Here is a 25470-nt window from a genome sequence, read left to right on the forward strand (position 1 = left end):
CACGTCTACAACGTACATGAACTTCCTTCTTCGTTCAGCCACAGCACTGCTGTACGCCCTGTTTTTTGCCAGTGCAGCGGTCGCCAAGCCGCAGGTAGCCACCCTTATCGTCATGCCCCAGGATCTGCGCCAGAACCCGCAGATCATCGGCGACCTGCAACGCGTTGGCATCAACCACGCAACCGTGTACCTGAACTGGTCCGACGTCGAAGCCCAGCCGGGCAGCTTCGACTTCTCGGCCTACAACCCGTACTTTGACCAGCTCACCCAGGGCGGGCTGTCGCTGGTGGTCGTGCTCGACATGGGAGGCCGCACGTACTTTGACGCCAACGGCAAGATGCACCCCGACCGCACTACCGTGCCCACCTGGCTGTACAAGCAGTTTCCCGACGGGATCATGAAAAACTTCTCCGGCCAGATCACGCCGCAGCCTGATTTCGCGAATCCCACGGTGCGCGAGCTCTCAGCCAAGTTCGTGCGCCATGCCGTGGCACACATGCAGCAGCGCTACCCTGGCAAGGTCCTGGGTTACTCGATCGGACTGCAGGAGGAGCACGAAATCAAGTACGGCCAAACCGGCTACCAGTGGCGCGACTACGCCGACGCTGCACAGGCCGCCTTCCGCGCCCAGAATGGCGCGCCGCTGCCCGTCATCAACTACACCAGCGACATCGCCCTGGGTCTGCCACGCACGGAGCCACTGCTGCACGCGCACAAGCAATTCCGTGAAGCGCGCCTGAAGGAGGCCACCTGCTTCTATGCCAACACCATCCGCAGCCAGGGCGGCCGCGCCATGAGCTATTTCGGTGAACTCTTTACCGCGCACGACGCCATTTACGCCACCAGCATAGCCGAGCAACTGGCCGACTGTCTGGACGTCGCCGTCATCGACTACAACTTCTACGACGGATGGGCCCTGTCTGGCGACGCGCGCGTTCTGCCCATGCTCGCCAACTACATGGCGTCAGTCGGCTACAAGCAAATCATGGTGGGAGCTTATGCCGAGCAGTGGGAGCGGGTGAAGAAGTCCGCCGAACTGTTGCCCGTCATCAACCGCACCTTGTCCACCGCACTGGCACTGCCGAATGTGATCGGCTACGAAGTGGGGGGCTTGCAACGCCAGCTCGACCCGCACCTGGCCGGCACCATCGACCTGAAAAAGCTGCAAACGCTGAACGTGCGGCCCACCCCGGCCACGTCGGACACAAAGGCGACGCTCACCATCGGCATTCTTGCCTCCACCACCAACTACTATGTATGGCACGGTGACCGCAGTGGCGGCGTCAATGTCCACCGCGAGGCGCTGCTCGCCGCCTACGACCTGCTGAGCACTCAGCCGGGCTTCAAAGTCCACGTCATCGGAGAGAAAAACCTGCGCGGAGACGATCCGCTGCTGCAAACCCTGGACGCCATCGTGGTACCGCACCAGGCCGCGCTGCCCGCATCCGTGAAGCAGCAGCTCGCAGCCTTCTGGAAACAAGGCGGCACGCTGATCCAGGACATGCGCCTGGGCGAATTCGACGAAAACGGCAAACCCGTTTTCGACTGGATGCACGAGCTTTTCGGCATCGAAGCCCTACACTGGAAGCCGCGCGGCGGCATATTCATGACGGGCAATGGTGAAATCCTGCGCTTGAAGTCCTCGCGCAAGCTGTACACGGGCTACGCGGCCATGACACCGCGCCCCGGCTACCGCCTATTGGCCACCGACATCGTCAACAAACGCCAGGGCATCATGGTGCGCGGCGAACGCACGCTGGCATTCGGTTTTACGCCCCAGCTGGTAGATGACACGCAGGATCTTTGGAAGAAGATTTTTGTGCGTGAGATCACTAATGCCATACCTTGCAATACAAGAGCTGTTTGTAAAACACCGGCACATCGCCGTTAGAAAAGCATGCGAGATAAAAGGGCCAAGATGTTATGCGCATCTTGGCCCTTTTTAATTCATACCATTTCTAGCCAAAAGCATCTGCTCAATATACTTGGCAACGGCTGCACCCATCAACTGACTTCCAGCCGTCGTGTAATGGCCTGGATCGATGTACATCAAAATCCCATCGCGTTCTACATAGCAATACTGGGCATCGCACAGTACATCAAGCGTGTTAAACGTCCTGACCGCTGGCAAACCAGCCTCAATACGCTTAATAATTCCATCGTATTCAGCACGTTCCGACTCAATCACGGCTCTGGAACGCCTGCAATCCTCGGGCTGATGCCTCAGTTGCGGCCGAACTTCTGCAACGCATGCCTTGACTGTAGCCAGCATGGAATAGTTTGGTATTGACTTGATCAACAGTACTTTTTTACCGCGGGCTTGCAACCTTTGCGCGGTACGGTACATACCTGCTTCATAAGCTTGCGCCACAGTCTCAGACGTGGCAGCACCCGATATACTGCGCAGATTATCACCTGGTAAATACATCAAATAAGAATTTGAAATAATAACAAGACGGATAGTTGGATCTGCCTCTATTTCTTCCAATGCTTTTTGCGTGATTTCTGGTGAACCAACGTGGTCTGGATGTGGAACGAAGCCAGGACGGTATCTCACACCATCCAAATAAGGCCAGCCAGGGGTAGCGTAGTGCTTCAGTCTCTCTCCATATAAGAGAGACAGACCATATACCATGTGCCCTGCATTACTGTCTCCCAGCAAAACAATTTTGCCACTGCTATGAATTTCAGGCATCTCATAATTCAACAGCTTCGCATTGGCATAAGATACAGGCGCAAATGGCATTTTTTCCCAATGAATTAATCCTACTGCCCCTCCAAAACAGGCCATTAAACTTGCCAAAATAACTGCTAGCCGACCTCGACGCACTACTCGCTGGGCAAGTGGCTTTTCCAATGCATGATAGGTGAGCACAGCTAGTGCTATCGAAATTAGCACTGCTATGTTGCGATGAGCCATGCTCCATTGGCCATCTCCCAATAACCGAGCAAAAACCAACAATGGCCAATGCCACAAATAAAGCGGATAGCTAATTTTTCCAATATAAACCAATAATTGATTCGACAAAAAATATCGATTGATCCACGAATGAGGTCCCGAAAAAATAAGAAAGGCCGTCGCGAGAACAATGATGACTGCATAGTAGCCAGGAAATGCATCCGCATCCATAGGCACTGCCTGGGTAACCATCAATAAAATAATGCCCCCCCATCCCAATGTGTTCCTTATCCCCGCATGAATAGGCGATGAATAGTTATACTGAATACCAGCCAGTAGTCCTCCTGCAGCTAGCTCCCATAGGCGACCAAAAGGCAAATAAAACGCAGCAGGCTGATTTTCAAAAGTCAAAAAAAGTTGATAATCAGAGATAAAAATATAATACCCAAAGACCAAACAGTAAATGAAAACTTTTTACGAAAAATGATCCATATAACAAGTGGCCACAACAAGTAAAATTGCTCCTCCACTCCCAGAGACCATAAATGCAATAGTGGTTTTAATTTACTGGATATATCCCAATAACCAGCCTCTAGATAAAATTTTATATTAGCCGAAAATAATGTACTGGCCAATGCAGACCATCTCATTTTCAAATATTCGTCTGGATACATAACCAGCATCCCTATAGTCATGGTAAAAACCAAGACCAATAACAATGCAGGAAATATTCTATTAATCCTTCGTATATAAAATTCTCTAATTGAGAAACTATTTATCGAAAAATCTCGTAGCAAGATAGATGTGATAAGGTAGCCTGATATAACAAAAAATATATCAACTCCCACGTATCCATTTGGAAGTCTTTTAGGAAATGCATGGACCATTAGCACCATAAAGACTGCTATTGCACGTAGTCCATCAATATCACGTCTATAGTGACCTGAATTTCTATTCATTATTCAATTCTTCTACAGGCTATCTGATCACATATCACTTGTAGAACGCCTCAACCACGCCCCTGAGCGTGATCAGCAGAGGCCGCCCGCGCCGGTCCAGCGTCTTGCCAGCGGGCACCTTGATCCAGCCCTCGCTGACGCAGTACTCCTCCACATCCATCCGCTCCTTGCCGTTGAAACGGATGCCGATGTCCGCCTCCTGCTGGAACACGGCCGCCACATGGTGCGGGCTGCGCGGGTCGATGGCGAGGCGGTCGGGCAGGGGAAAGCGGGTGGAATCGGTCATGGCGGGATTATCCCGCACTCCTGAAATGAGAGCTGCTTGCGCTTGCACATCAAGCGCTAAGGCCCGATTTCATCCAAAAATCAGTTCTGTGGACAAGTCTGAGGAACATTCCGGCACAACCGGGCTGTTATCCACAGCGGCGGCCTGCACGGCGCGCTTGTCCCCATTGCGGGTACATCGGCGCGGCATTGCCGTCCCCATGCTTTGGCGCCCCGCAAGTGCTTGATGCAGTGGAAGAAAAAGCACTTGTCCACGGCCAGGATCCGCCTCTACTACTACCACTATCTTTAAATAAGACATTCAATGAATAACAGGCAGGCGAACCGCGGCGGGCGAAAAAAAGCCCCTTTCGGGGCGCTAGATGCAGTGCCGGGGCTTATCTCAGCAGCGTGTAGCCCACGCCGATGGCCGCCACCAGCCCCACGGCGTCGGCGAACAGCGCGCAGCCCAGGGCATGGCGGCTGTGCTTGACGCCCACGCTGCCGAAGTAGACCGCCAGTACGTAGAAGGTGGTTTCGGTGGAGCCCTGGACGATGGCGGCCAGGCGACCGGCGAACGAATCGACGCCGTGCGTCTGCAGCACGTCGATCATCAAGCCCCGCGCGCCCGCGCCGGAGAGCACCTTCATCAGTCCCACGGGCAGCGCTGGCAGGAAGCCGGTGTCCCAGCCCAGCGCGGCCACGCCCGCGCCGATGGCGCCGAGCAGCGCGTCCATGCAGCCGGCAGCGCGGAACACGCCGATGGCCACCAGGATGGCGATGAGGTAGGGCACGATCTGGATGGCCACACCAAAGCCTTCCTTGGCGCCTTCGACGAAGGCGTCGTAGGCGTTGACGCGGCGCCACGCGCCGGCGACGAGGAACAGCGCTACCACGCCCAGAATGACCGCCGCGCCCGTGGTGCCCGCGATCCGTGCGGCGCGTTCGGCCGGCAGCTGGGCCAGCAGCGCCACGGCCGCCGCCAGCAGGCCGCCCACCGCCAGCACCGGCACCGCCAGGCGCGCGCGCCACAGCGGCAGGCGCTGGCACCAGGCCACGGCGAGCACCCCGGCCAGCAGCGAGGCGAAGGTGACCAGCAGCGTGGGCAGGAAGATGTCCGCCGCGTTGAACCCCGCGCCCAGCCCCTGCTGGAGCGCGACGCTCTGGCGGATGGCGATGACCGAGGTGGGGATCAGGGTGAGCCCGGCGGTGTTCATCACCACGAACATGATCTGCGCGTTGCTGGCCGTGCCCTCCGGTTCGCGGTTGAGCGCCTGCAGCTCGCGCATGGCCTTCAGGCCCAGCGGCGTGGCGGCGTTGTCCAGCCCCAGCAGGTTGGCGGAGATGTTCAGCGTCATCGCGCCTTGGGCCGGGTGGCCGGGCGGCACGCCGGGGAACAGCCGCGCGAGCAGCGGCCCTGCCAGGCGCGCCAGCAGCTCCACCATGCCCGCGCGCTCGCCCACGCGCATCAGACCCAGCCAGAGCGCCATCACGCCCGCCAGGCCCAGCGAGATCTCGAAGCCGGAGCGCGCGGCGTCGAACATCGCCGCCAGCAGGGCCTGGAAAATGCCCGCCTCGCCCAGCAGCCAGCGCACGACGGCAGTGGCGAAGGCGACGAGGAAGAAGGCGGTCCAGACCCGGTTGAGCGCCATGGTTCAGGCCGTCTAGAAAGGCGCGTCGTCGTCCTGCGCAGGTGCAGCAGACGCCGCTGCGGCGCCCAGCTCCGTGCGGCCCTCGCCGCCCAGCGCCTCGATCAGGTCGGGGATGAGCTTGGACAGCTCGCCCGTGGCGATGGCCACGTCGGCATCGAAGCCGCCATCGTCCTGGCCCTGCCCCTCGAACACCGTGTCGAGGAAGGCCACTTTCTTGAGCTGCAGGCCCTCGGTGAGCACGAAGCTCACGCGGTCGTCCCAGGTCATGGCCAGCTTGGTGGGCAGCTTGCCGGCCTGGATGTGGGCCTGCACTTCCTCGATGTCCAGCGGGTGGCGGGCGTAGCGCACCACCGCCTTGCTCTCGTCGGCCGCCTTCAGCTCGCATTCGCGGTCGATGGAGAAGCCCGCGGGCGGCTCCTGCTCCTTGAGCCAGTGGGCCATGGCGGCCTGCGCGGAGGTCTGGGTGTCCAGCAGCGCCACCGACAGGCCGGGCAGCGCCTCGACCAGTGCGGTGACGATCTCGTCGGCGCGTCCCTGCGCGCCCGTGTCCAGTACCAGCAGGCGCGCCTCGCGGTCGATCCACACCCAGGTGGAGCCCTGCTTGGTGAAGGCCATGGGCAGCAGGTCCAGCTTGGCCTCGTCCTTGAGTTCCTTGGTTTCCTTCTTGCCGGGCTTGCGGCCGGTCTGCTGCTCGATCTGCGCGGCCTTTTCCTTCACCTTGCGCGCCAGCACCGTGCCGGGGAGCATCTTGGCCTCGGTCATGAAGCGCAGCACCCACTGCCCGCCCACGCTCTCGGCTAGCAGGCCGTGGGCCTCGCCGCGCGGCGGCACCCAGCCGCTGGACTTTTCCTGCGTGGCGCCGCACTCCTGGAAGGGGGCCTTGGCCAGCGCTTCTTCCAGCGCGGCCAGCTCCGCCTGCCACCCGGGCGCGATGCGGTACACGATCATGTTCTTGAACACAGGGGGATTCCTTGTCAGATTTGATAGCTGCCAGCGCTTTCTAGATAAGCGCTGGAGCCGGATTTCATTCAAAAAATGCCCGGCAGCCGGGCATTGCTTGACGCAACTTTACACACGTGCAGGGTTCGCTCATGGCGGCGATACACGGGCCGCGCACACTGCCTTCCATCGACCACCCGAAAGGAAGCCACCATGACCCGCATCCGTTTCTCTCCCCGCCTTGCCGCCACCGCCCTGGCCGCCGCCCTGCTGGGCGCCGCCACTCTGCCCGTGGTGGCCCAGCCCGCCCCTGCGGCCGCCGTCCAGGGCCAGCGCGCCGACGGTCCGCGCCACCACCGCACCCCGGAGCAGCGCCAGCAAGCCATGGCCCGGCATGCCGAGGCGTTCAAGCAGAAGCTGCAGCTCACGCCGGACCAGGAGCCTGCCTGGACCGCGTTCACGCAGAGCATGCAGCCCGGCCAGCATGCCCGCCTGGGGCGCCAGGACATGGCGCAGCTCACCACGCCCGAGCGCATCGACCACATGCGCGCCGTGCGCACCCAGCGCGCGGCCGAGGCCGACCGCCGCGGCGAAGCCGCCAAGACCTTCTACGCCGCGCTGACGCCGGCGCAGCAGAAGGTCTTCGACGCCGAGAGCGCCCGCATGTTCCGCCACGGCCCCAAGGGCAAGCACATGCATGGCCACAAGGGGCCGCGCCACGGCGCAGCGCCCGCACAGTGACTCTGGCCAACATCCCCTCGCGGTGAAGGCCTACAGCGTGGCAGGGGCAAGGTTTTCTACAGTGTCGTTACACAATCAAACGACACACCAGAGAGAACCATGCGCACCACTGCCCTGCCACGCACCCTCCTCGCCTTGCTGCTGTCCGCATGCGCCATGGGCCCCGCCCTCGCGCAGGACGCCTCCCACGGGCCCTCGCTCTACGTGCAGGGCAACTGGGCCGAGCGCGGCACGGACGCCCTCACCCTGGGCGCCACGCTGCCCTGGAGCGGGTGGAGCAAGTCCCTGTGGGGCGGCGAGCTGCGCGGCCACTGGGACATCTACCTGAGCCGCTGGTCCTTCGATGCCGCGCCCGGCCGCAGCGACAACCTGACGCTGCTGGGCGTCACGCCCACCTTCCGCCTGCGTCCCGACGAAGGGCGCTCCGCCTGGTTCTGGGAGGCGGGCATCGGCGCCACCCTGGCCAGTCGCCGCTACGTCGCGGCCCACCACGAATTCAGCACGCGCTTCAACTTCGCCTCGCACGTGGGCGTGGGCATCAACCTGGGCGCCCAGCGCCAGCACGAACTGCTTCTGCGCGTGCAGCACGTCTCCAACGCCGGCATCAAGCACCCCAACCCGGGCGAGAACTTCGTCCAGCTGCGCTACGCCCTGCACTTCTGATCGCCGGGTGTGGACAGGCCTGGGGATGGTTTTCTGGCAAGTGCCCGCTTGTCCACAGGGCGGCGCGGCGCGCCGGACTTGTTCCCATCCGCGCACGCTGTTCCACCCGCTGCGGGGCACAGGGTTGGCCCGCATGCAAGTGCGCGCCGGTATTGAAAAAACCGGGCTTGTCCACAGCGCAGGCGGTGGCTCTACTACTACCACCATGTATAGATAAAGAATGAAAGGAATAACAACAGGGAGCGGAACGGCGGCCCGGAGGTATCGCCCCGCTCCTGTTTTCAGGCCCGGCAGCGGGTGCGCAGCAGATGTTCCAGACGGTCCGACGGCAGCGGGCGGCTGAAGAAATAGCCCTGGTAGCACTGGCAGCCGGCCCGGGCCAGCCAGTCCCGCTGCTGCACGGTTTCCACGCCCTCGGCGATCGCCTCCAGGCCCAGGCTGTCGGCCAGGGCGATGATGGTGCGCACGATGGCCGCGTCGTTCGGGTCCGTGAGCAGGTCTCGCACGAAGCTCTGGTCGATCTTGAGCTGCTCCAGCGGCATGCGCTTGAGGTAGGCCAGGGACGAATACCCGGTGCCGAAGTCGTCGAGCGAGAAGCCCACGCCGTGGGCGCGCAGCGCTTCCATGGTGGCGATGGTGGCCTCCATGTCCTCCACCAGCAGGCTTTCGGTGAGTTCCAGCTTGAGCTGGCCCGGCGGCGCGCCGGTGACGGCCAGCACTCGCGCCACGTCGTCCACGAAGCCGTCGTTGCGGAACTGGCGCGAGCTCACGTTCACCGCCATGGTCAGGTGGGACAGCGCCGGGTCGTGCTGCCACGCGGCCAGCATGGAGCAGGCCGTGTGCAGCACCCAGCGCCCCAGCGGCAGCACCAGGCCCGTCTCCTCGGCCAGCGGGATGAACTGCGCTGGCGATACCATGCCCCGCTGCGGATGGGCCCAGCGCAGCAGGGCCTCCACGCCCACGATGCGCTCCTGGGCATCGATCTGGGGCTGGTAGTGCAGCAGGAATTCCTGCTGCGACAAGGCGTTGCGCAGGTCGGCCTCGAGCGATGCGCGCTCCGCCACGGCCAGCTGCATGCCGGGGTTGAAGAAACGCAGCGTGCTGCGCCCTGCCGTCTTGGCCTGGTACATGGCCAGGTCGGCCTGCTGCAGCAGCTCGCCCACGGTGGTCGGCGCATCGTTGAACAGCGCGATGCCGATGCTCGGCGTGCTGCGGTACTGGTAGCCGGTCAGCACGTAGGGCGTGGAGAGCACGGACAGGATCTTCTCGCCCACGCCGCGGGCATGCAGGGCCAGCGCCTCGGGCTCGGTGCTGAGGTCCTCGACCATCACCACGAACTCGTCGCCGCCCAGCCGCGCCACCGTGTCCACGCCGCGCACGCAGGTGGTCAGGCGCTGGGCCACGAGCTGCAGCAGCTGGTCGCCCTTGTCGTGGCCCAGGGTGTCGTTGAGGGTCTTGAAGTTGTCCAGGTCGATGAACAGCAGCGCCCCGCCCTGGCGCTGGTGCTGGGCCTTGCGCAGGGCCTGGCCGATGCGCTCCATGAGCCGGATGCGGTTGGGCAGGCCGGTAAGCGGGTCGAAGAAGGCCAGGCGCTGGATCTCGCGCTCGCTTTCCTTGCGCTGGCCGATGTCGGCGTTGATGGCCAGCACCGATTCGGGTTCGCCGCGGTCGTTGCGCACCAGGGTCCAGCGGCCCTCGGCCTCGATGGCGCGGCCGTTGCGGTCGTACTGCAGGATTTCCCCGCTCCAGTCGCCCTGCTGCATCACTGCGGCCGTGGCGCGCTCGAAATCGCGCGTGTCCTTGTACAGCAGCGTGGCGATGGAGCGTCCCAGCACTTCCTCGCGCGTCCAGCCGTACATGCGCTCCGCGCCTTCGTTCCAGAAGGTGATGCGGTGGTCCAGGTCGCGCACGATGATGGCGTCGCGGGCCTTGTCCAGCAGCGAGGCCTGGTGGCGGATGCGCGCGTCCGCCGTCTGGCGCTCCAGCTCGGCCGAGGCGCGCGCGGCGAAGATGCGCAGCGTGTTCTCGACGAAGTCGGCATGCTCCAGCGGCTGGGCGAACATCACGAAGATCAGCCCCACGGGCGTGCCGTCGCTGGCGGTGAGCTGCTGGCCCACATAGCTGCGCGCGCCCGCGCGCGTCAGCACCGGCGCATGCGGATACAGCGTGGCGGCGTGGTCCACGATCACGAACTGGCGGTGCGTCAGCAACTGCCGGCTGGGCGTGCCGTCCAGCGAATACTCGGCGTTGGGCTGCACCACGCCCTGCGTGACGTGCGACAGGGTGATTGCGCGCGGGGGCTGGCCCTCCACGGGCGGCAGCAGGCGGGCCACGCAGGCGATCTGGGCGTCCAGGGCCTGGGCCATGTTGTGCGCCAGGCGCTCGAAGAACTCCGTGCCGATGCCCGCGGACACGGCCGTGGCCACCTTGAGCATCGCGCCCTGCAGGCGCTGCTGCTCGGCGCGGGCGCGCAGGTTGCCGATGCCGAAGGCCAGGTCGGCCGCCATGGCCTCGAGCAGCTGGGTCTCTTCCTCGCCGACATGCAGCACCTCGGGCGCATACAGCTGCAGCAGGCCGAAAGTGCGCTGCGCGTTGCGCAGCGGCAGGCACACCACGGCGTGGAAGCCCATGCGGGCCATCTGCCCGGCGACGCTGCGGAAGGACGGGTTGGTGCGGATGTCGCGCACGATCATCGTCTGGCCGCTGCGCACGGTCACGCCTGCGGGGCCGTTGCCGTGGGGGTCGTCCGCGGACCAGCTCAGGCGCCGCAGGTCTTCCAGATACGCCTCGTCGGCGCCCGCGTGGGCCACGGGCTCGATGCTCTTGCGCTCGTCGTCGCGCACCATGCCCACCCAGCACAGCGAATAGCCGCCGATCTCCACGGCCACGCGGCACACGGCGTGCAGCAGCTCGGCCTCGGAGCCCGCGCGTACCAGGGTTTCGCTGCAGGCGCTGCGCATGCGCTGCGTGCGGTTCAGGCGGGCCAGCTCGCGCTCGATGCGGCGGCGCCCCGTCACGTCGTTGGCCAGCACCTGCCAGGCATCGTGGCCGCCGAAGGTGGTGCTGCCCACGAACAGCTCCATCTCGATGGGCGTGCCGTCCTTGCGCACGTGTTCGGCCAGGATGGGACCGGAGGGCGGGGCGGCTGCCGCCTGCATGGCCGCGGCGGCCTGGCCGCGCTCGTGCGCGGGCCAGAAGCCGCGCAGGTCCATGCCGCACAGCTCGTCTTCGCCATAGCCGTAGTGCTGGGCCATTGCGCGGTTCGCGGCCAGCAGGCGCAGGCTGCCGCGCTCGCAGACCCACATGGGCTGCGGGTGCTCGGCGAACAGTGCGCGGTATTGCAGTTCGGACGCGCGCAGCTGCGCATCTGCGTGCCGCAGCTGGACCAGGGCGCCCAGCGATTCGGCCAGGATGCGCAGATGCGCCAGGTGGCGCGGCGAAAATTCCTGCCCCGGCGCCGCCGTCACGTGCAGCAGGCCCGCCAGCGCGGCATGGCCGCGCAAGGGCGCGGCGATGAAGCGCCGACCGTCCTGCACGCAGGCCACATGGTCGTCCGGCAGCCCGTCGCTGCCCTGCGGGGCCGGCTGGGACAGCCGTTGCCACAGCGGGTGCTCGCCCAGCGCGCGGACGCTGTGCAGCGCCGGCAGCGGCCCCCCGTCCGCGCCCACGCGGGCGTGCACGCGCAGCACATCGCCTTCGCGCAGCTCTATCACCGCGGACTCGGCGCCCGCCAGGTCGCAGGCGGTCTGCGCAGCCTCCTGCAGCACCTGCGCCAGCGGCTGCTCCAGGCGCGTGATCTGCTGCTGCACGCGCAGCAGGCGGGCATGGGCGTGGGCCTCCTGCTGCGTCTGCAGCTCGACCTGCTTGCGCGCGCCGATGTCGGTCATGCCGCCGACCATGCGCCAGCCGCGCCCTTGGGCGTCGCGCAGCACGAAGCCGCGGTCGCGCACCCAGGCGTAGCTGCCGTCCTGGCGGCGGAAGCGGTATTCGTCGCTCCAGTGCTCGCCCGTGCCCTGGATCACGCCGTCCAGGCCCGCGAGCACGCGCTGCGCGTCCTCGGGGTGCAGCCGCTCGGTCCAGGAACGGCTGTCGGGCGGCAGGCTCTCCAGCGGCACGCCGAACAGCGTCTCCATGCCCTCGTTCCACCACATGGTGTCGTCCACCAGGTTCCAGTCCCAGATGGCATCGGCCGTGGCGCGGGCCACGAGGTGGAAGCGCTCGTCGCTCTCGCGCATGTCGCGCACCGCGCCGTGCAGGGCGGTGATGCGCCCCGCCACGTCGCGCACCGCCTGTCCCGCGAGCCGCACCGACACGGCTGCGCCGCACGGCAGCAGCGCCTGGCACAGCAGGTCCAGCGGCGTGCCGTGGAGCGTTGCCTCGCGCAGCGCGCCCTGCACCTGCGCGCGCGCCTCGGGCGCGAACCGCAGGGCGGCTTCTTCCAGGGAATGCCCGCCCTGCTCCCAGCCGAACAGCGCGGCCGCCTGCGGCGACCACCAGAGCCGGCCCTGCTCCACGTCCAGATGCCAGCCACCCGTGCGGGCCACGCGCGCCACCGTGTCCAGAAGGTCCGTCTGCGCGTCCGTCGGTCCGGAGGCCGGCTGGCGTGAAGGCGTGGGGGGAGCGGTGGTCACGGCGGTTTCGTGGTCAGGGCGTTGCGGCTCCCGCGCAGGCAGGCGCGCGTTCGCAAGACGGAGCACGGCGGGGCAGCCGCATGGCGGGGTCCTCGGGTGGAATCATCGGCGGGGGTTTACGCCATGTTACACCCGGTACGGCATGCGCTGAAATCGCCCTGGCGCAGGACCACCGGCGTGCGGGCCCGGCCAGGAAGATTGCAAGCCTGAATGGCCTTCAGCTCTTATCCAGCAAGCGCAAGCAGCTATCGTTCAAGGAGCAACCGCGCGCCGCGCCCGCACGGCGGTGGCGAGCTGCTCCAGCACGGGCACCGTCTGCGCGAAGCTGATGCAGGCGTCCGTCACCGAAACCCCGGGCTGCAGCGATTGGCCGGGCACGATGTCCTGGCGACCCTCCTCCAGGTGGCTTTCGATCATCACGCCCGTGATGCGCGCGTCGCCCGCCGCGACCTGGGCGGCCACGTCCCCGGCCACCACGATCTGGCGCGCGTGCTGCTTGCTGCTGTTGGCGTGCGAGAGGTCGATCATCACCTGCTCGCGCAGCCCCGCCGCGCGCAGCAGCGCACAGGCGGCCTCCACGTCGGCCGCGCCATAGTTGGGCTGCTTGCCGCCGCGCAGGATCACGTGGCAGTCGTCGTTGCCGCGCGTCTCGAAGATGGCCGACTGGCCCATCTTGGTCATGCCCATGAAGGCATGCGGCGCACTGGCCGCGAGGATGGCGTCGCTCGCCACCTTCACGCCGCCGTCGGTGCCGTTCTTGAAGCCCACGGGGCAGCTCAGGCCGCTGGCCAGCTGGCGGTGGCTCTGGCTCTCGGTGGTGCGCGCGCCGATAGCGCCCCAGCTCACCAGGTCGCTGATGAACTGCGGGCTCAGCAGGTCCAGGAACTCCGTGCCCACCGGCAGGCCCAGCGCCAGGACGTCGAGCAGCAGGGCGCGGGCGCGCTCCAGGCCCTCGTTGATGGCGAAGCTGCCGTCCAGGTGCGGGTCGTTGATGTAGCCCTTCCAGCCCACGGTGGTGCGGGGCTTCTCGAAATAGACGCGCATCACGACGATCAGATCCTGCGACAGCGCGTCGGCCTGCGCCAAAAGCTGCCGCGCGTATTCCATGGCCTGGTCGTGGTCGTGGATGGAGCACGGCCCCACGACCACGACCAGCCGGTCGTCCCGCCCGTGCAGCACGCGCGAGATGGCGGCGCGGCTGCTTTCCACGAGCTGCTGCGCGGCCTCGGGCGCGGGCAGCCATTCCTCCAGGATGGCGGGCGTGATGAGCGGGCGCACCGCCTTGATGCGCAGGTCGTCGATGCGCGTGGTGTCCAGGGTGGAAGGTGTGGGCGTGGGGCGGTCGGTGTGGATCATGGTGCCCCGATTGTCGCGCGGGTGCTCAGGGCCGCCTGAAGCGTGCGCTCTGCTGCGCCCAGTAGCGCGATTCCAGGCTGTCCAGCCGCACCGTGCCGCCCGAGGACGGCGCATGCACGAAGCGCCCCTGCCCCACGTAGATGCCCGCATGGGTGGGCTGCCCGCGACCGAACACCACGAGATCGCCGGTGCGCAGATCGCTCGCCCCTACCGCCTGCCCGAAGCCGCTGAGCTGTGCCACCGTGCGCGGCGGCGCCACGCCGGCGCGGCTGCTGTACACGTAGCCGATCAGGCCGCTGCAGTCGAAACCGCCCTCGGGCGTATTGCCGCCGTAGCGGTAGGGCGTACCGACCAGCCCCAGCGCGTGGATGGCGATATCGCTCGACTGCTCGGCCGACAGGCGGGAGTAGGCAGGGGAGCGCGGCCCCGCGGGCGGGGCCGTGCCGCAGCCGGTCGCCAGCAGCGCGGCGGCCAGGGCCAGGCCGGGAAGGAAGGGAGCACGCATGGCACCCGAGCGTAGCAGCCGTGCGGCGGCTCCATCGGCTTTCTCGTACTTTTTCCGGGCGTTTTCGGCCTGTTTTCGCGCTTTTTTTTCCGAAACCGCCGAAATCATTTTCGGAATTTGGCGCTTTCTTTTGCAAAGCCATACAAAATTTTGTACTAGTACAAACAATACAATGCATGGATGCCATCGTTGTTTGCCCGAGGAAGCAATGCCAGAGACATTGCCGAAAGTCTTGAATATGCCATGCGTTCCGGCGCTCTGCAGCCGGGCGATCCCCTGCCCGCCGTGCGCCGCCTGGCGTCCGATCTGGGCGTCAATCCCAACACCGTGGCGGCCGCCTATGCGCGGCTGCGCAATGCCGGTCGCCTGACGACCGCGGGCCGCCACGGCACGCGCGTAGCGGATGAGCCACCCCGCCCTGCCCCGGTCTTCGCCGTGCCGCCCGGGTTGCGTGACCTGGCCAGCGGCCACGTCGACGCCGCGCTGCTGCCGACGGCCTCGCAGTTGCCGAGTGTGCCGCACAACGACACCATGTGGAACGCGGAACTGCAGTCGCTCGCATGCGGCTGGCTGCAGGCGCAGGGGCTTCCGCAGGACGCAATGGGCGTCTTTTCCGGAACGCTCGACGCCGTGGAGCGCGCTCTGCGCCAGCATGCGCGCCCCGGTGACCGCGTGGCGATCGAGGATCCATGCTGGCCGCCTCTGCTGGCGCTGCTGCACAGCCTGCGCCTCGTGCCCGTGGGGCTGCCGGTGGACGCGCAGGGTGTGCGTGCCGCCGCCGGGGCTGCTCGCGGGCTGCGTGGCGCTGGTGATCACGCCGCGTGCGCACAACCCCACGGGCGCGGCTCTGGGCACCACGCGCTGGAGGACGCTGCGCCGGCAGCTGCAGGCCAGCCCGCACACGCTGCTCATCCTGGATGACCACTGGGGCCTGCTGAGCCAAGCGCCCCTGGCCGTGGCTGGTGCATTGCCCCCCTGTGGCTGCATGTGCTGTCCGTCAGCAAGGCGCTGGGGCCGGACTGCCGCGTAGCACTGGTGGCGGGCACGCCGCACCTGGTGCAGGGCATGTGTGCCCACCAGGCGCTGGGGCCGCGCTGGGTCAGCCGCTGGCTGCAGGCCTGGGTAGCGCGGCTGTGGAGCCAGGCGCGCAAGGGCAGGGGGTCTGGCTCGCTGCGGCACATGGCGGCCGGCTATGCGGCGCGCCGTACCGCGCTGGTCCGGGCACTGCGCGGCGAGGGCGTGGATATCGCGTGCGGTGAACGCGGCGAGGGCCTGCACCTGTGGCTTCCCGTGCCGCACGAGGCTGCCGTGGCGCAGTTCATGGCCGCGCGGAGCTGGGCCGTGCAGGTGGGGGCGCCCCTGCGTCTGCTGGCTGGTCCGGCCATCCGCGTCAGCATCGGCATGGTGGGGCCGCGCGACATGGCCCGGCTGGCGCGCGACTTGGCGGCGGCGCTGCGGCACACGGCCCGGGCGGTGTTCTAGAAAGCCTGGGGCATGAACGGCTTCAATTGGCCTTGGCGCCGGACTGCTTCACCATCTCACCCCAGCGGGGAATTTCGCTGCTGATGAAGCGGGCGAAATCTTGCGGCGAGTTGCCGCCCGTGGTGCCGCCGATGTCGCCCACGGCTTTCTGGACTTCCGGGGACTTCAGGCTGGCCACCGTCGCTTCGTGGAGTTTCTTCGCCACCTCGGGCGGCATGCCCGCCGGGCCGGCGAGGCCGAACCACGGATAGACCTCGTACCCCTTCAGGCCGGATTCATCGAGCGTGGGAACGTCGGGCAGCAGCGGGCTGCGGTGCTGGGTGGTGACGGCCACGATGCGCAGCCCGCCGCTCTTGTAGTGCGAGCCGATGGAGGTATAGCTGGAGATGCCGATGGGCACGTGCCCGCCGAGCACGTCGCTGACGGCGGGCGCCTCGCCCTTGTAGCCGATGGCGTTGAGCTTGAGGCCGGCCATGGTCGCGAACTGCTCGCCCGCGAAATGCTGCGCGGTGCCGATGCCTCCATGCGCATAGCTGTACTTGCCAGGGTTGGCCTTGAGCAGCTTGACCAGCTCCTGGATGTTGTTCACGCCCAGCGACGGGTGCACGAACACCATGTAGGGCACGGTGAATAGCAGCGTGATGGGCGTGAAGTCGGTTTCCGGGTTGTACGGCAAGTGGGAATAGAGGGTCTTGTTGGCTGCCATCGGGCCGTTGGTCACGATGCCGATCGTGTAGCCGTCGGGCGCGGCCTTGGCGATCATGTCGGTGCCGATGTTGCCTCCGGCGCCGGTGCGGTTGTCCACCACCACGACCTGCTTGAGCTGCTCGGACATCTGCCGCGCGATGGCGCGAGAGATCACGTCGGTCACACCGCCTGCCGCATAGGGAACGATGAGGCGGATGGGCTTGTGCGGATAGTCCTGGGCCTGGGCAGCCGTCATGCAGAAGGCGGCCACGAGGCCCGTAGCGAGCAGGAACATGTTTTTCTTGCGCATGGTTTGTCTCCGGTTGGTTGTCTTTTGGGGATGAAAGTCAGGCTGCGACGTACTTGAGCCAGCGCCCGCCGTCGACCACGAGGTTGTCGCCCGTGACGTAGCCCGCCATGTCGGAGGCCAGGTACACGGCCGCGTGGGCGACGTCGGCTTTGGCGCCGAAGCGGTTCAGCGCCGTCTTGCGGCGTTCCAGATCGCCTCGGCCGGTGTCGAGGTACATGCGCTTGGCACCTTCGGTGTCTCCGATAGGCCCAGGGGAGATGGTGTTGACGCGGATGCCGTCTCCACCCCATTCGACGGCCAGCGTGCGCGAGAGCGAAAGAATGCCGGCCTTGGCCGCTGCGGCATGCGCCGCGCCGGGCCAGCCCGTCAGGCCGAGCATCGTGATGATGCTGATGATGCTGCCCCCATGCGCCGAGCGCTTGAGGTGCTCGTAGGCCGCCAGGCAGCCGTAGAACGTGCCGTTGAGGTCGATGTCGATGACGGTCTTCCAGCCGTTGGGCGTGAGCCCGGCGGTCGGGCAGTGGAAGTTGCCTGCTGCGTTGTTGACCAGGATGTCGAGTGCGCCGAAGCGTCCGACGGTCTGGTCGATGGCGCGCTTGACCTGATCGGCATCGCGCACGTCGGTGGCGATGGCCGCGGCCTCGATACCCTGCTGCTGGAGCGTGGAAAGGGCCTCCTCCAGGCGCGTCTGATTGCGGCTCGCAATCACGACGCGGGCGCCCAGGCGCCCGTAGGTCTGGGCGATCTCGAAGCCGATGTCGCCCGCGCCGCCCGTAATGAAGGCCACGCGGTTCTTGAGTGTGTCTGGGGCGAACAAAGCTGTCTCCTTGCAGTAGTGGTGGTGCGCGTTCTGTGGCGTCAGCTGCTGGCCAGGGCGCCCAGCGCCCCGGAGCTGCGCAGCGTTTCGATGCGTTCCTCGCCGTAGCCCAGTACGTCCGACAGAACCTCGTCGGTGTGCTGGCCGAGCAGCGGCGGGGCGACGGGGTCGGCCAGTGGGGTGCCGAACATCTTGAAAGGCGAGCCGATGGCGGGCACCTCGCCTGCCAGCGGGTGCGCGATGCTGCTGAGCAGGTGCTGGTCGCGCATTTCGCCCGAGGTATAGGCCTGCGCCACGCTGCGCACCACACCCATCGGCACGCCGTGCTGCAGCGCCTTGGCCAGCAGGTCCTTCTGGGCGTAGCGGGCGAAGCTTTCGGCGAGGATGGCTTCCAAGGCCTTGGCGTTGGCCACGCGCTGGGGGTATGTGCAGAAATCGGGGTGGTCCGCGAGTTCGGGTCGCTGCAGCAGCTCGACCATCAGTTGCCGGTAGGTCTTGTCGTTGCCGCAGGTGAGATAGATCTCGCCGTCGGAGCAGCGGTAGAGGCCCGCCGGAGCGGAGTTCTTGGAGCCGTTGCCGATGCGCACCTCGTCCTGGCCGGTCATGAGGTAATTCATGCCGAGCGGGCCGATGAGCGCGGTGCACGCGCCCCAGAGCGAGGCCTCGACATACTGGCCGTGGCCCAGGCGTTCGCGTGCCATCAGCGCGCCCAGGATCACGTTGCTCGCGATGATGGCGGTGGTGATGTCCACGACCGACGAGCCCACGCGCACCGGCGGATGCTCGGGGTAGCCGCTCAGCGAGAACAGGCCGCTCTCGGCCTGCGCGACGGGATCGAAGCCTGGTCGCGAGGCGTATTCGCCCCGCCGGCCGAACGCCGAGATGGCGCAGTACACGATGCGTGGATTGATGGCGGACAACGCGTCGTAGCCCAGGCCGAGGCGGTCCATCACGCCGGCCGAGAAATTCTCGATCACCACGTCGGCGCCTGCCACGAGGTCGCGCACGACCTGGCGCGCCTCTTCCTGCCGCAGATCGAGCGCGATGCTGCGCTTGTTGCGGTTGGCCCAGAGATACATCGCGCCTTGACCTGCGATCTCCGGCACTACGAGCCTGCGCGCATCGTCGCCGCCTTGCGGGTTCTCGATCTTGATGACGTCGGCGCCCATGTCCGCCAGCAGCTGGGTCGCATAGGGGCCTGCGATGAGGCGGCTGAGGTCGATGACGCGGATGCCTTCCAGCGCCAGCGGCGCGCGGCTTTCGCGGGGAATGGGTTTCGGAAGCTGTGGGCGTTGCATGCTGGTGGAAAAGGCCTCTCGGCCCTGGGCGTGTGGACGATGCAGCCCGGTCAGCATTTAGCGTGCCAAAGCGGCGCTGTCCTGCCGGTGCGGCATGCGCGCTGTCTCTGGCCTGTCCTGTGTCTGGCTGGAGAGCAGCGGAATGTCTGTGCCGGCGACACGCGCAACGCATTGCCGTGTCTCTCGCAGCGGGCCGTGGCGGTGTCCGTCCCTTGGCCTGCTCCTTGCATGAAGCGGCAGTGATCCTTTCAGCGACCACTGCCACGAGACCATGCAAACAGAACTTCCCATTCCCTTTCCCAACCCCGACTCCCAGGCGTACTGGGATGCGGCGCGCAACGGCGAATTGGCGATCCGCCGCTGCAAGGCCTGCGGCCAGTTCCACTTCATGCCGCGCTACCTGTGTCCGCACTGCTGGTCCACCGACCTCGAATGGGTAAAGGCCAGTGGCAAAGGCACCGTGCACAGCTACTCAGTGATCCGCCGCGCGCCCATGCAGGCCTATGCGCCGCGCGTGCCCTACGTCGTCGCGCTGATCGACCTAGAGGAAGGTCCGCGCATGCTCACCAACATCGTGGGAGACGACGCACTCGATGCGCGCGTGGGCACGTCCGTGCAGGTCTGCTTCGAGCAGCGGGGCGAATACCAGCTGCCCCAGTTCAGCCTCCGCAAACCGTGAACGAGAAACGAGAGAACCATGATTGACAACGATTCGCTTCGCAACCGTGTGGCCATCGTCGGCGTCGGCGAGTCCGACATCGGCAAGGTGCCCGGCATGAGCGGCCTGGGCCTGAATGCGCAGGCCGCGCGCCGCGCGCTGGATGATGCCGGGCTGAAGGTGTCCGACATCGACGGACTGCTCACCGCCTACTCGTTCACCGAGCCGTATTTCATGCTCGGCTCCGTGATGTGCGAATACCTCGGCATCAAGCCGCACTTCAATGCCTCGATGGTCGTGGGCGGATGCTCCCCGGCGATCATGCTCAAGCACGCGGCCGAGGCCATCGCCGCGGGCCAGTGCGAGACCGTGCTGGTGTGCGCGGGCGAGAACCGCGCCACGGGCCAGTCGCGCGACCAGGCGGTGGCGGCGCTGATGGCCGTGGGCCATCCGTACTACGAGCAGCCGTACGGGCCCTCCATTCCCAGCTTCTACGCGATGATCGCGCAGCGCCACATGGCCGAGTTCGGCACCACGCAGGAACACCTGGCATCGGTGGCCGTGACCACGCGATCGCACGCGCTGCTGCACGACAACGCCCACATGAAGAAGCCGCTCACGATGGAGGAGGTGCTCAACTCCAAACCGATCGCGGACCCGCTGAAGATGCTCGACTGCTGCCTGCTCTCGGATGCGGGCGGCGCCTTCATCGTGACCTCGGCCGAACGAGCGAAGGACCTGAAGTCCAGGCCCGCCTACCTGGCCGGCATCGGCGAATTCCACACACACGAGCACATCATGTGCGCCCCGAGCCTGACCGAATTCGGCGCCAAGGAGTCCGGCGAGGCCGCCTACCGCATGGCGCGCATGACACCGGCGGACATCAACGTGGCGCAGCTTTACGACTGCTTCACCATCGTTCCGATCATCGAACTGGAGGAACTGGGCTTCTGCGGGCGGGGGGAAGGTGGCTTCTTCTATGCGGAAGGCCACACGCGCATCGGCGGCAAGCTGCCGGTGAATACCCATGGCGGCATGCTGTCCCATGCCCATGCGGGCGCGGCAGGCGGGCTGCTGGGCATCGTGGAGGCAGTGCGCCAGCTGCGCGGCGGCCTCGGGGCGCGCCAGGTCGAGGGCGCCGAGGTGGCGCTGGTGCACAACGAAGGCGGCATCCTGTCCTCGCACTGCACCATGATCCTGACCAAGGACCTCTGCTGAACACCATGAGCGAAACCATGCTGTCCACCCGTCCGCTGCAAGGGCTGCGCGTGATCGACTTCTCCACGCTGCTGCCCGGACCCTACGCCACGCTGATGCTCGCCGAAGCCGGCGCCGAGGTCATCAAGATCGAGAAGCCGCAAGGCGGTGACGAGTTGAGGATGGGCCTGCCGCGCTGGGGCGCTGATTCGATCAACTTCGCTCTGCTCAATGCCGGCAAGCGCAGCATCGCCATCGACCTCAAGCACCCGCAGTCGCGTGAGCGGCTGCTGCCGTTGATCCGTGAGGCCGATGTGCTTGTCGAGCAATTCCGGCCCGGCGCCATGGAACGCCTGGGCCTGGGCTACGAGGACGTCAGGCAGATCAATCCCCGCCTGATCTATTGCTCCATCACCGGCTACGCGCCTGACGGGCCCTCCGCCCGCGTCGCGGGCCACGACCTGACCTACATGGCGGATGCCGGCCTGCTGTCACTCACCTGCGGCAGCGTGGGCGAGCCCGTCATTCCGCCGGTGCTGGTGGCCGACATCGGCGGCGGTTCCATGCCTGCGGTGATGAACATCCTGCTCGCGCTGATCCAGCGCAACCAGACGCAGGCCGGGACGAGGATCAGCGTGTCCATCACCGACAACCTGTTCGCATGGCCCTACGCAGCCGTGCAGCGCGGCATGGCGTTCGGCGATTGGCCGAAGACGGGCGGCGAGCGGCTCACGGGCGGTACGCCCCGCTACCAGATCTACCGCGCCCGCGACGGGCGCTACCTCGCGGTCGCCGCGCTGGAAGACCGCTTCTGGCAGGTGTTCTGCGATGGCATCGGGCTGGATGCCGCATTGCGCGAGGACGGCTACGATCCCGCGGCTGTGCGCGAGGCCGTCGCTACCATCCTGGCCACCCGCGACAGCACGGACTGGCAGGCCGTTTTCGCGGGAAAGGATGCCTGCGTCAGCCTGGTGCGCACGCTCGAGGAGGCCGCGAGCGACCCGCAGTTCGGCAGGCTGTTCGGCCGCCGCCTTTGCCAGGATGGCCGCGCGGTGCCTGCGATCGCCACGCCGCTCGACCCGCAGTTCCGCGACTCGGCCCAGAGCCCTGCGCCGGCGCTTGGCGAAGGCAACTCGCTGCTGGGACCGGAGAAAGCCGCGTGAAAATCGATATTCCCGTATTTTGCTGAAAGACAGAAAATCCGTTGCCAAGGCAAAGTACAATTTATTAATACGAAGAATATCCCTTGAATGGAGAAACTGGATACAGCAGAGACATGAAGCACAACGGCCCCGCCTTTGATCTCGGCATCGTTGTCCTCGGCCCGGCCGGGAATCCCGTGTTTGTGCATGGTCTGGGAGAAGATCCCGAAATGCTCGATGCATTGCGCGGGCATTTGGCCGAGCGGAGCGCGCAAACCAGCGGCCTTTTCTCAAGCGGCGATTTCATGGCGGCCTGGCACCGCAGCCCTCTCGGCTACGCTGTCCTGATACGCCGGGCGGATGGGCTTGGCGCCGCCTCGCAGCCGGGCCGGCCGCCTCGCGGTGGCGCTTCCTTCGATCTCGGCCACATGGTGGGCGCCAGCGAAGCCATCATGCAGCTCAAGTCCGACATCGCCAAGGTTGCGCCGCTGGACGTGCCCGTCCTCATCGTCGGGGAAAGCGGCACCGGCAAGGAACTCGCGGCCCAGGCGATCCATGCCCTGAGCGCCCGGGCAGAGCGCAACTTGGTGTTCGTCAACGCGGCGGCGCTGCCGTCGAGCCTGGTCGAAAGCGAGCTGTTCGGCTACGAAGCGGGTGCGTTCACCGGCGCCGAGCGCGCAGGCCGCAAGGGGAAGTTCGAGCTGGCCGACAAGGGCACGCTGTTTTTCGACGAAGTCGGTGACATGCCACTGGAGATCCAGGTCAAGCTCCTGCGGGTACTGCAGGACGGCATCTACGAGCGCGTGGGCGGTCACCGCTCCCAGCGCTCCGACTTCCGGCTGATCAGCGCGACCAACCGCAATTTCCAGGAAATGATCGGCGCCGGCAGCTTCCGGCTCGATCTGTACTACCGCATCAGCGGCGTCACGATCCGCATGCCTACGCTGCGCGAGCGCCTGAGCGACCTGCCGCTGCTGGTCAGGCGCTTCCTCGACGCCTTTGCCGCGCGGCACCATGCCCAGGCCAAGGGCATCGGCAAGGACGTCATCGCGTTCCTGGCCGGGCAACCCTGGCCCGGCAACGTGCGGCAGTTGCTGCACGAGGTGGAGAAGGCCGCGATCTTCTGCGACGGGCCAGAGATCGGCGTGGAGGATTTCCGCTTCCTCGGCTCCGAGGCCGTGCATACCGAGCCCATGCCCGACAAACCCGCGCCGGTGCCTGCGGGAGGATTGCATGACGCGGTGGCCAGCCTGGAAAAGAGCATGATCCACGAGGCCATGCAGAAATACCGGGGCAACAAGAAGAAGGTGGCCGAGGAGCTGGGCATTTCTCGGGCCTACCTCTACAAGATCCTGGCGGAGACGCAGGATCCCAAGTAAAGCCTGCTCAGCGCTCGTAGGCCGACAGCAGGTTGTAACGCATGATGGCTCCGATCAGCAGGCCGGTGCTGGAGCTGTCGCGCGAGAGCAACTCGGCATGCAGCCCCGGCGCGGTGCCTACCAGATTGGAGCTTTCCATGAACAGGATCCAGTTCGTGTAGTTCTCGAGGTTCTCCGTGCTGCTGACGGCGGCTGCGGCCGTCATGTCTGAATCGGCCTCCCACAAGGCCAGGCGCACGAAGCCGCCCTGGCCCAGGATCCGGGGGGCGAGCTGCTCGGCCAGGAAGCGGCGCACTTCCTGCTCCCTCCCTCTGATGGGGGAGCATTGCACGATGACCGCTCCGCCACCGAGACCCGAGCCTGCGGACCAGGTCTCGCGGCACACCGACCATTGCAGATTGCTGAACCCCTTGCGCACCTGCATCCGCCATTCGCTCGGCGATGCCATGTGCTGCCGGTATTCCTCGGTGAACAGGGCTTCGACCGATGCGCAGCGGTAGAAGGCCATGTAGGAAAAATTGCCGCCCACCGCATGGTAGCGTCTCGCCGCAGTGAATCCCGGCAGGGCCAGCCGGGCGGGAATGGCCTCTTTCTCGTACCAGAGATTGAAATCCGCCTCCACCTCGGGCCTGACGTTGCTCAGCGCCAAAATGATCCCGGGAGGCGTGCCTGCCTCTTGCGCAGACGGGCAGAGTGCGGGACTGGAAAGAAACGGTGTTTTCTTCATGAGGCCCCTGCGGAAACGGTAATTGAAATATCGGAGTCCAGTTTCAAACGGCAGTATGCGGGGCTCTGGCCATTATCGAAGGGTCCGGCACAGCGGTTAAAAAAGGTTTTATCGATGAGTGCCATTATATTCATGCTCCCGGTAATCCATTCATATGGAATTCGGGAGCGGGGTATTCAATCGAGCGTAGCGCCCGTCAGCTTGACGATACGCGCCCATTTGTCAATTTCCTCTTTGATGAAGGCGCCGAATTCCCGCGTCGTAGCAGGTGCCGAAATGCCTCCGATGGCCTGGAAACGTTCCGCGAGAGGGCCGGACGCGATGGCCTGGTTGCTGGCCTGATTGAGTTTTTCCAGCAAGGGCGCGGGCGTGCCCTTGGGCGCCACTGCGCCGAACCAGGCGACGAGTTCATAGCCGGGCACGCCGGCCTCGGTGATCGTGGGCACGTCGGGCAGAGAGGTGCTGCGCGTTTTCGACGTCACCGCGATCGCGCGCAGGCGGCCGGACTGGATGTGGGGCAGGACCACCGAGGCCGTGGCGAACGTGATGGGCACCTGGCCGCCCAGCACGTCGTTGATCGACTGGGCCTCGCCGCGGTAGGGCACGTGCGCCATCTCTACCTTTGCCATCGACTTGAGCAGCTCGCCGCTGAAGTGCTGCGCGGTGCCGTTGCCGCCGGATGCGAAGCTGTACTTGCCGGGGTTGGCACGCAGCAGGGCCAGAAGCTCCGACAGGTTCTGGGCCGGAACGCTCGGGTGCACCGCCAGGATGTTCTGGATGAACCCCAGGCGGGCCACGGGGGCGAGGTCGGCGCCCGGGTGGTAGCTCAGGCTCTTGAAGAGGGCGTAGTTGCTCGCCAGCGGGCCGTTGGCAGAGAACCCCAGCGTGTAGCCATCCGGCGCCGACTTGGCGACATGGTCGATGCCGATGCTACCCGCCTGGCCGGTGCGGTTCTCCGTGATCACGGGCTGGCCCAGAGTCGCTGAGAGCTGCTGCGCGTAGAGGCGGCCGAGCACATCGGTGATGCCGCCGGCGGGGTAGGGCACGATCAGGCGGATGGGCCTGTGGGGATAGTCCTGGGCCATGGCTGCGCTGCCCGCCATGAGCAGCGCCACGGATGCGGCCAGGAACCGCTGCAGTCGTTTCATGATGTCTCCTTTGTGT

Annotated in this window: 19 protein-coding genes and 2 pseudogenes; 8 read left to right on the plus strand and 13 right to left on the minus strand. The window is 65.7% G+C overall.

Features of this window, described 5'->3' with window-relative positions; all coding sequences use genetic code 11:
• The first annotated feature begins 16 nt into the window (after positions 1–16).
• Positions 17–1891 carry a beta-galactosidase gene (locus AAG689_RS22005; RefSeq protein WP_406623775.1) on the plus strand — a complete coding sequence of 625 codons (1875 nt, stop codon included), beginning with the start codon at positions 17–19 and terminating at the stop codon, positions 1889–1891.
• Positions 1892–1942: 51 nt separating this feature from the next.
• Here the strand turns inward: AAG689_RS22005 and AAG689_RS22010 are convergent, their stop codons facing one another.
• The 5 genes and pseudogenes from AAG689_RS22010 to AAG689_RS22030 all read right to left on the minus strand — a co-directional run bounded on the left by AAG689_RS22010 (position 1943) and on the right by AAG689_RS22030 (position 6734).
• Positions 1943–2920: an SGNH hydrolase domain-containing protein gene (locus AAG689_RS22010; protein ID WP_406626389.1), complete on the minus strand. Its 978-nt coding sequence runs from the start codon at positions 2918–2920 to the stop codon at positions 1943–1945.
• A gap of 3 nt (positions 2921–2923) precedes the next feature.
• A pseudogene (locus AAG689_RS22015) lies at positions 2924–3858 on the minus strand (acyltransferase family protein); the annotation flags it as partial.
• 34 nt (positions 3859–3892) lie between these two features.
• Positions 3893–4144: a DUF3297 family protein gene (locus AAG689_RS22020; RefSeq protein WP_406623776.1), complete on the minus strand. Its 252-nt coding sequence runs from the start codon at positions 4142–4144 to the stop codon at positions 3893–3895.
• Between the two features lie 376 nt (positions 4145–4520).
• Positions 4521–5774 carry a nucleoside recognition domain-containing protein gene (locus tag AAG689_RS22025; protein ID WP_406623777.1) on the minus strand — a complete coding sequence of 418 codons (1254 nt, stop codon included), beginning with the start codon at positions 5772–5774 and terminating at the stop codon, positions 4521–4523.
• A gap of 12 nt (positions 5775–5786) precedes the next feature.
• The gene (locus tag AAG689_RS22030; protein WP_406623778.1) at positions 5787–6734 is read right to left on the minus strand and encodes a recombination-associated protein RdgC; all 948 of its coding nucleotides are present in this window, start codon (positions 6732–6734) and stop codon (positions 5787–5789) included.
• A gap of 192 nt (positions 6735–6926) precedes the next feature.
• Here AAG689_RS22030 and AAG689_RS22035 point away from each other — a divergent pair, with 192 nt between their 5' ends.
• Positions 6927–7454, plus strand: a complete 528-nt coding sequence (locus tag AAG689_RS22035; protein WP_406623779.1) for a Spy/CpxP family protein refolding chaperone — start codon at positions 6927–6929, stop codon at positions 7452–7454.
• Between the two features lie 99 nt (positions 7455–7553).
• Positions 7554–8117 carry an acyloxyacyl hydrolase gene (locus AAG689_RS22040; RefSeq protein WP_406623780.1) on the plus strand — a complete coding sequence of 188 codons (564 nt, stop codon included), beginning with the start codon at positions 7554–7556 and terminating at the stop codon, positions 8115–8117.
• Between the two features lie 281 nt (positions 8118–8398).
• On the opposite strand, the gene AAG689_RS22045 is transcribed toward AAG689_RS22040, so the two are convergent.
• The 3 genes from AAG689_RS22045 to AAG689_RS22055 form a co-directional block, all read right to left on the minus strand.
• Positions 8399–12748, minus strand: coding sequence for an EAL domain-containing protein (locus AAG689_RS22045; RefSeq protein ID WP_406623781.1), 4350 nt, complete (start codon positions 12746–12748; stop codon positions 8399–8401).
• A gap of 252 nt (positions 12749–13000) precedes the next feature.
• Complete coding sequence (locus AAG689_RS22050) at positions 13001–14104, minus strand: 3-deoxy-7-phosphoheptulonate synthase (RefSeq protein WP_406623782.1); 1104 nt, start codon at positions 14102–14104, stop codon at positions 13001–13003.
• Positions 14105–14129: 25 nt separating this feature from the next.
• Complete coding sequence (locus AAG689_RS22055; protein ID WP_406623783.1) at positions 14130–14609, minus strand: C40 family peptidase; 480 nt, start codon at positions 14607–14609, stop codon at positions 14130–14132.
• A 180-nt stretch (positions 14610–14789) separates the two neighbouring features.
• Between AAG689_RS22055 and AAG689_RS22060 the strand changes: the two are divergent.
• A pseudogene (locus tag AAG689_RS22060) lies at positions 14790–16091 on the plus strand (aminotransferase class I/II-fold pyridoxal phosphate-dependent enzyme).
• A gap of 22 nt (positions 16092–16113) precedes the next feature.
• Here the strand turns inward: AAG689_RS22060 and AAG689_RS22065 are convergent.
• The 3 genes from AAG689_RS22065 to AAG689_RS22075 are packed head-to-tail and all read right to left on the minus strand — an operon-like array spanning position 16114 to position 19203.
• Complete coding sequence (locus AAG689_RS22065) at positions 16114–17088, minus strand: Bug family tripartite tricarboxylate transporter substrate binding protein (protein ID WP_406623784.1); 975 nt, start codon at positions 17086–17088, stop codon at positions 16114–16116.
• 37 nt (positions 17089–17125) lie between these two features.
• Positions 17126–17905 carry an SDR family oxidoreductase gene (locus AAG689_RS22070; protein ID WP_406623785.1) on the minus strand — a complete coding sequence of 260 codons (780 nt, stop codon included), beginning with the start codon at positions 17903–17905 and terminating at the stop codon, positions 17126–17128.
• Positions 17906–17946: 41 nt separating this feature from the next.
• On the minus strand, positions 17947–19203 hold the full coding sequence (locus AAG689_RS22075) for a CaiB/BaiF CoA transferase family protein (RefSeq protein ID WP_406623786.1): 1257 nt from the start codon (positions 19201–19203) through the stop codon (positions 17947–17949).
• Positions 19204–19474: 271 nt separating this feature from the next.
• Between AAG689_RS22075 and AAG689_RS22080 the strand changes: the two genes are divergently transcribed.
• The 4 genes from AAG689_RS22080 (at position 19475) to AAG689_RS22095 (ending at position 23579) form a co-directional block, all read left to right on the plus strand.
• Entirely contained in the window at positions 19475–19882 is a 408-nt protein-coding gene (locus AAG689_RS22080) for a Zn-ribbon domain-containing OB-fold protein (protein ID WP_406623787.1), read from the plus strand.
• Between the two features lie 18 nt (positions 19883–19900).
• On the plus strand, positions 19901–21079 hold the full coding sequence (locus AAG689_RS22085; protein ID WP_406623788.1) for a thiolase C-terminal domain-containing protein: 1179 nt from the start codon (positions 19901–19903) through the stop codon (positions 21077–21079).
• Between the two features lie 5 nt (positions 21080–21084).
• Entirely contained in the window at positions 21085–22221 is a 1137-nt protein-coding gene (locus tag AAG689_RS22090) for a CaiB/BaiF CoA transferase family protein (RefSeq protein ID WP_406623789.1), read from the plus strand.
• A gap of 113 nt (positions 22222–22334) precedes the next feature.
• Complete coding sequence (locus AAG689_RS22095; protein ID WP_406623790.1) at positions 22335–23579, plus strand: sigma-54 interaction domain-containing protein; 1245 nt, start codon at positions 22335–22337, stop codon at positions 23577–23579.
• Between the two features lie 7 nt (positions 23580–23586).
• On the opposite strand, the gene AAG689_RS22100 is transcribed toward AAG689_RS22095, so the two are convergent.
• Together AAG689_RS22100 and AAG689_RS22105 are read right to left on the minus strand one after the other, a co-directional pair.
• On the minus strand, positions 23587–24306 hold the full coding sequence (locus AAG689_RS22100; protein WP_406623791.1) for a hypothetical protein: 720 nt from the start codon (positions 24304–24306) through the stop codon (positions 23587–23589).
• A 176-nt stretch (positions 24307–24482) separates the two neighbouring features.
• Positions 24483–25454: a Bug family tripartite tricarboxylate transporter substrate binding protein gene (locus AAG689_RS22105; protein ID WP_406623792.1), complete on the minus strand. Its 972-nt coding sequence runs from the start codon at positions 25452–25454 to the stop codon at positions 24483–24485.
• Positions 25455–25470 lie beyond the last annotated feature (16 nt).

The sequence above is a fragment of the Acidovorax sp. SDU_ACID1 genome (genome assembly GCF_045291395.1).
Lineage (GTDB): Bacteria > Pseudomonadota > Gammaproteobacteria > Burkholderiales > Burkholderiaceae_C > MR-S7.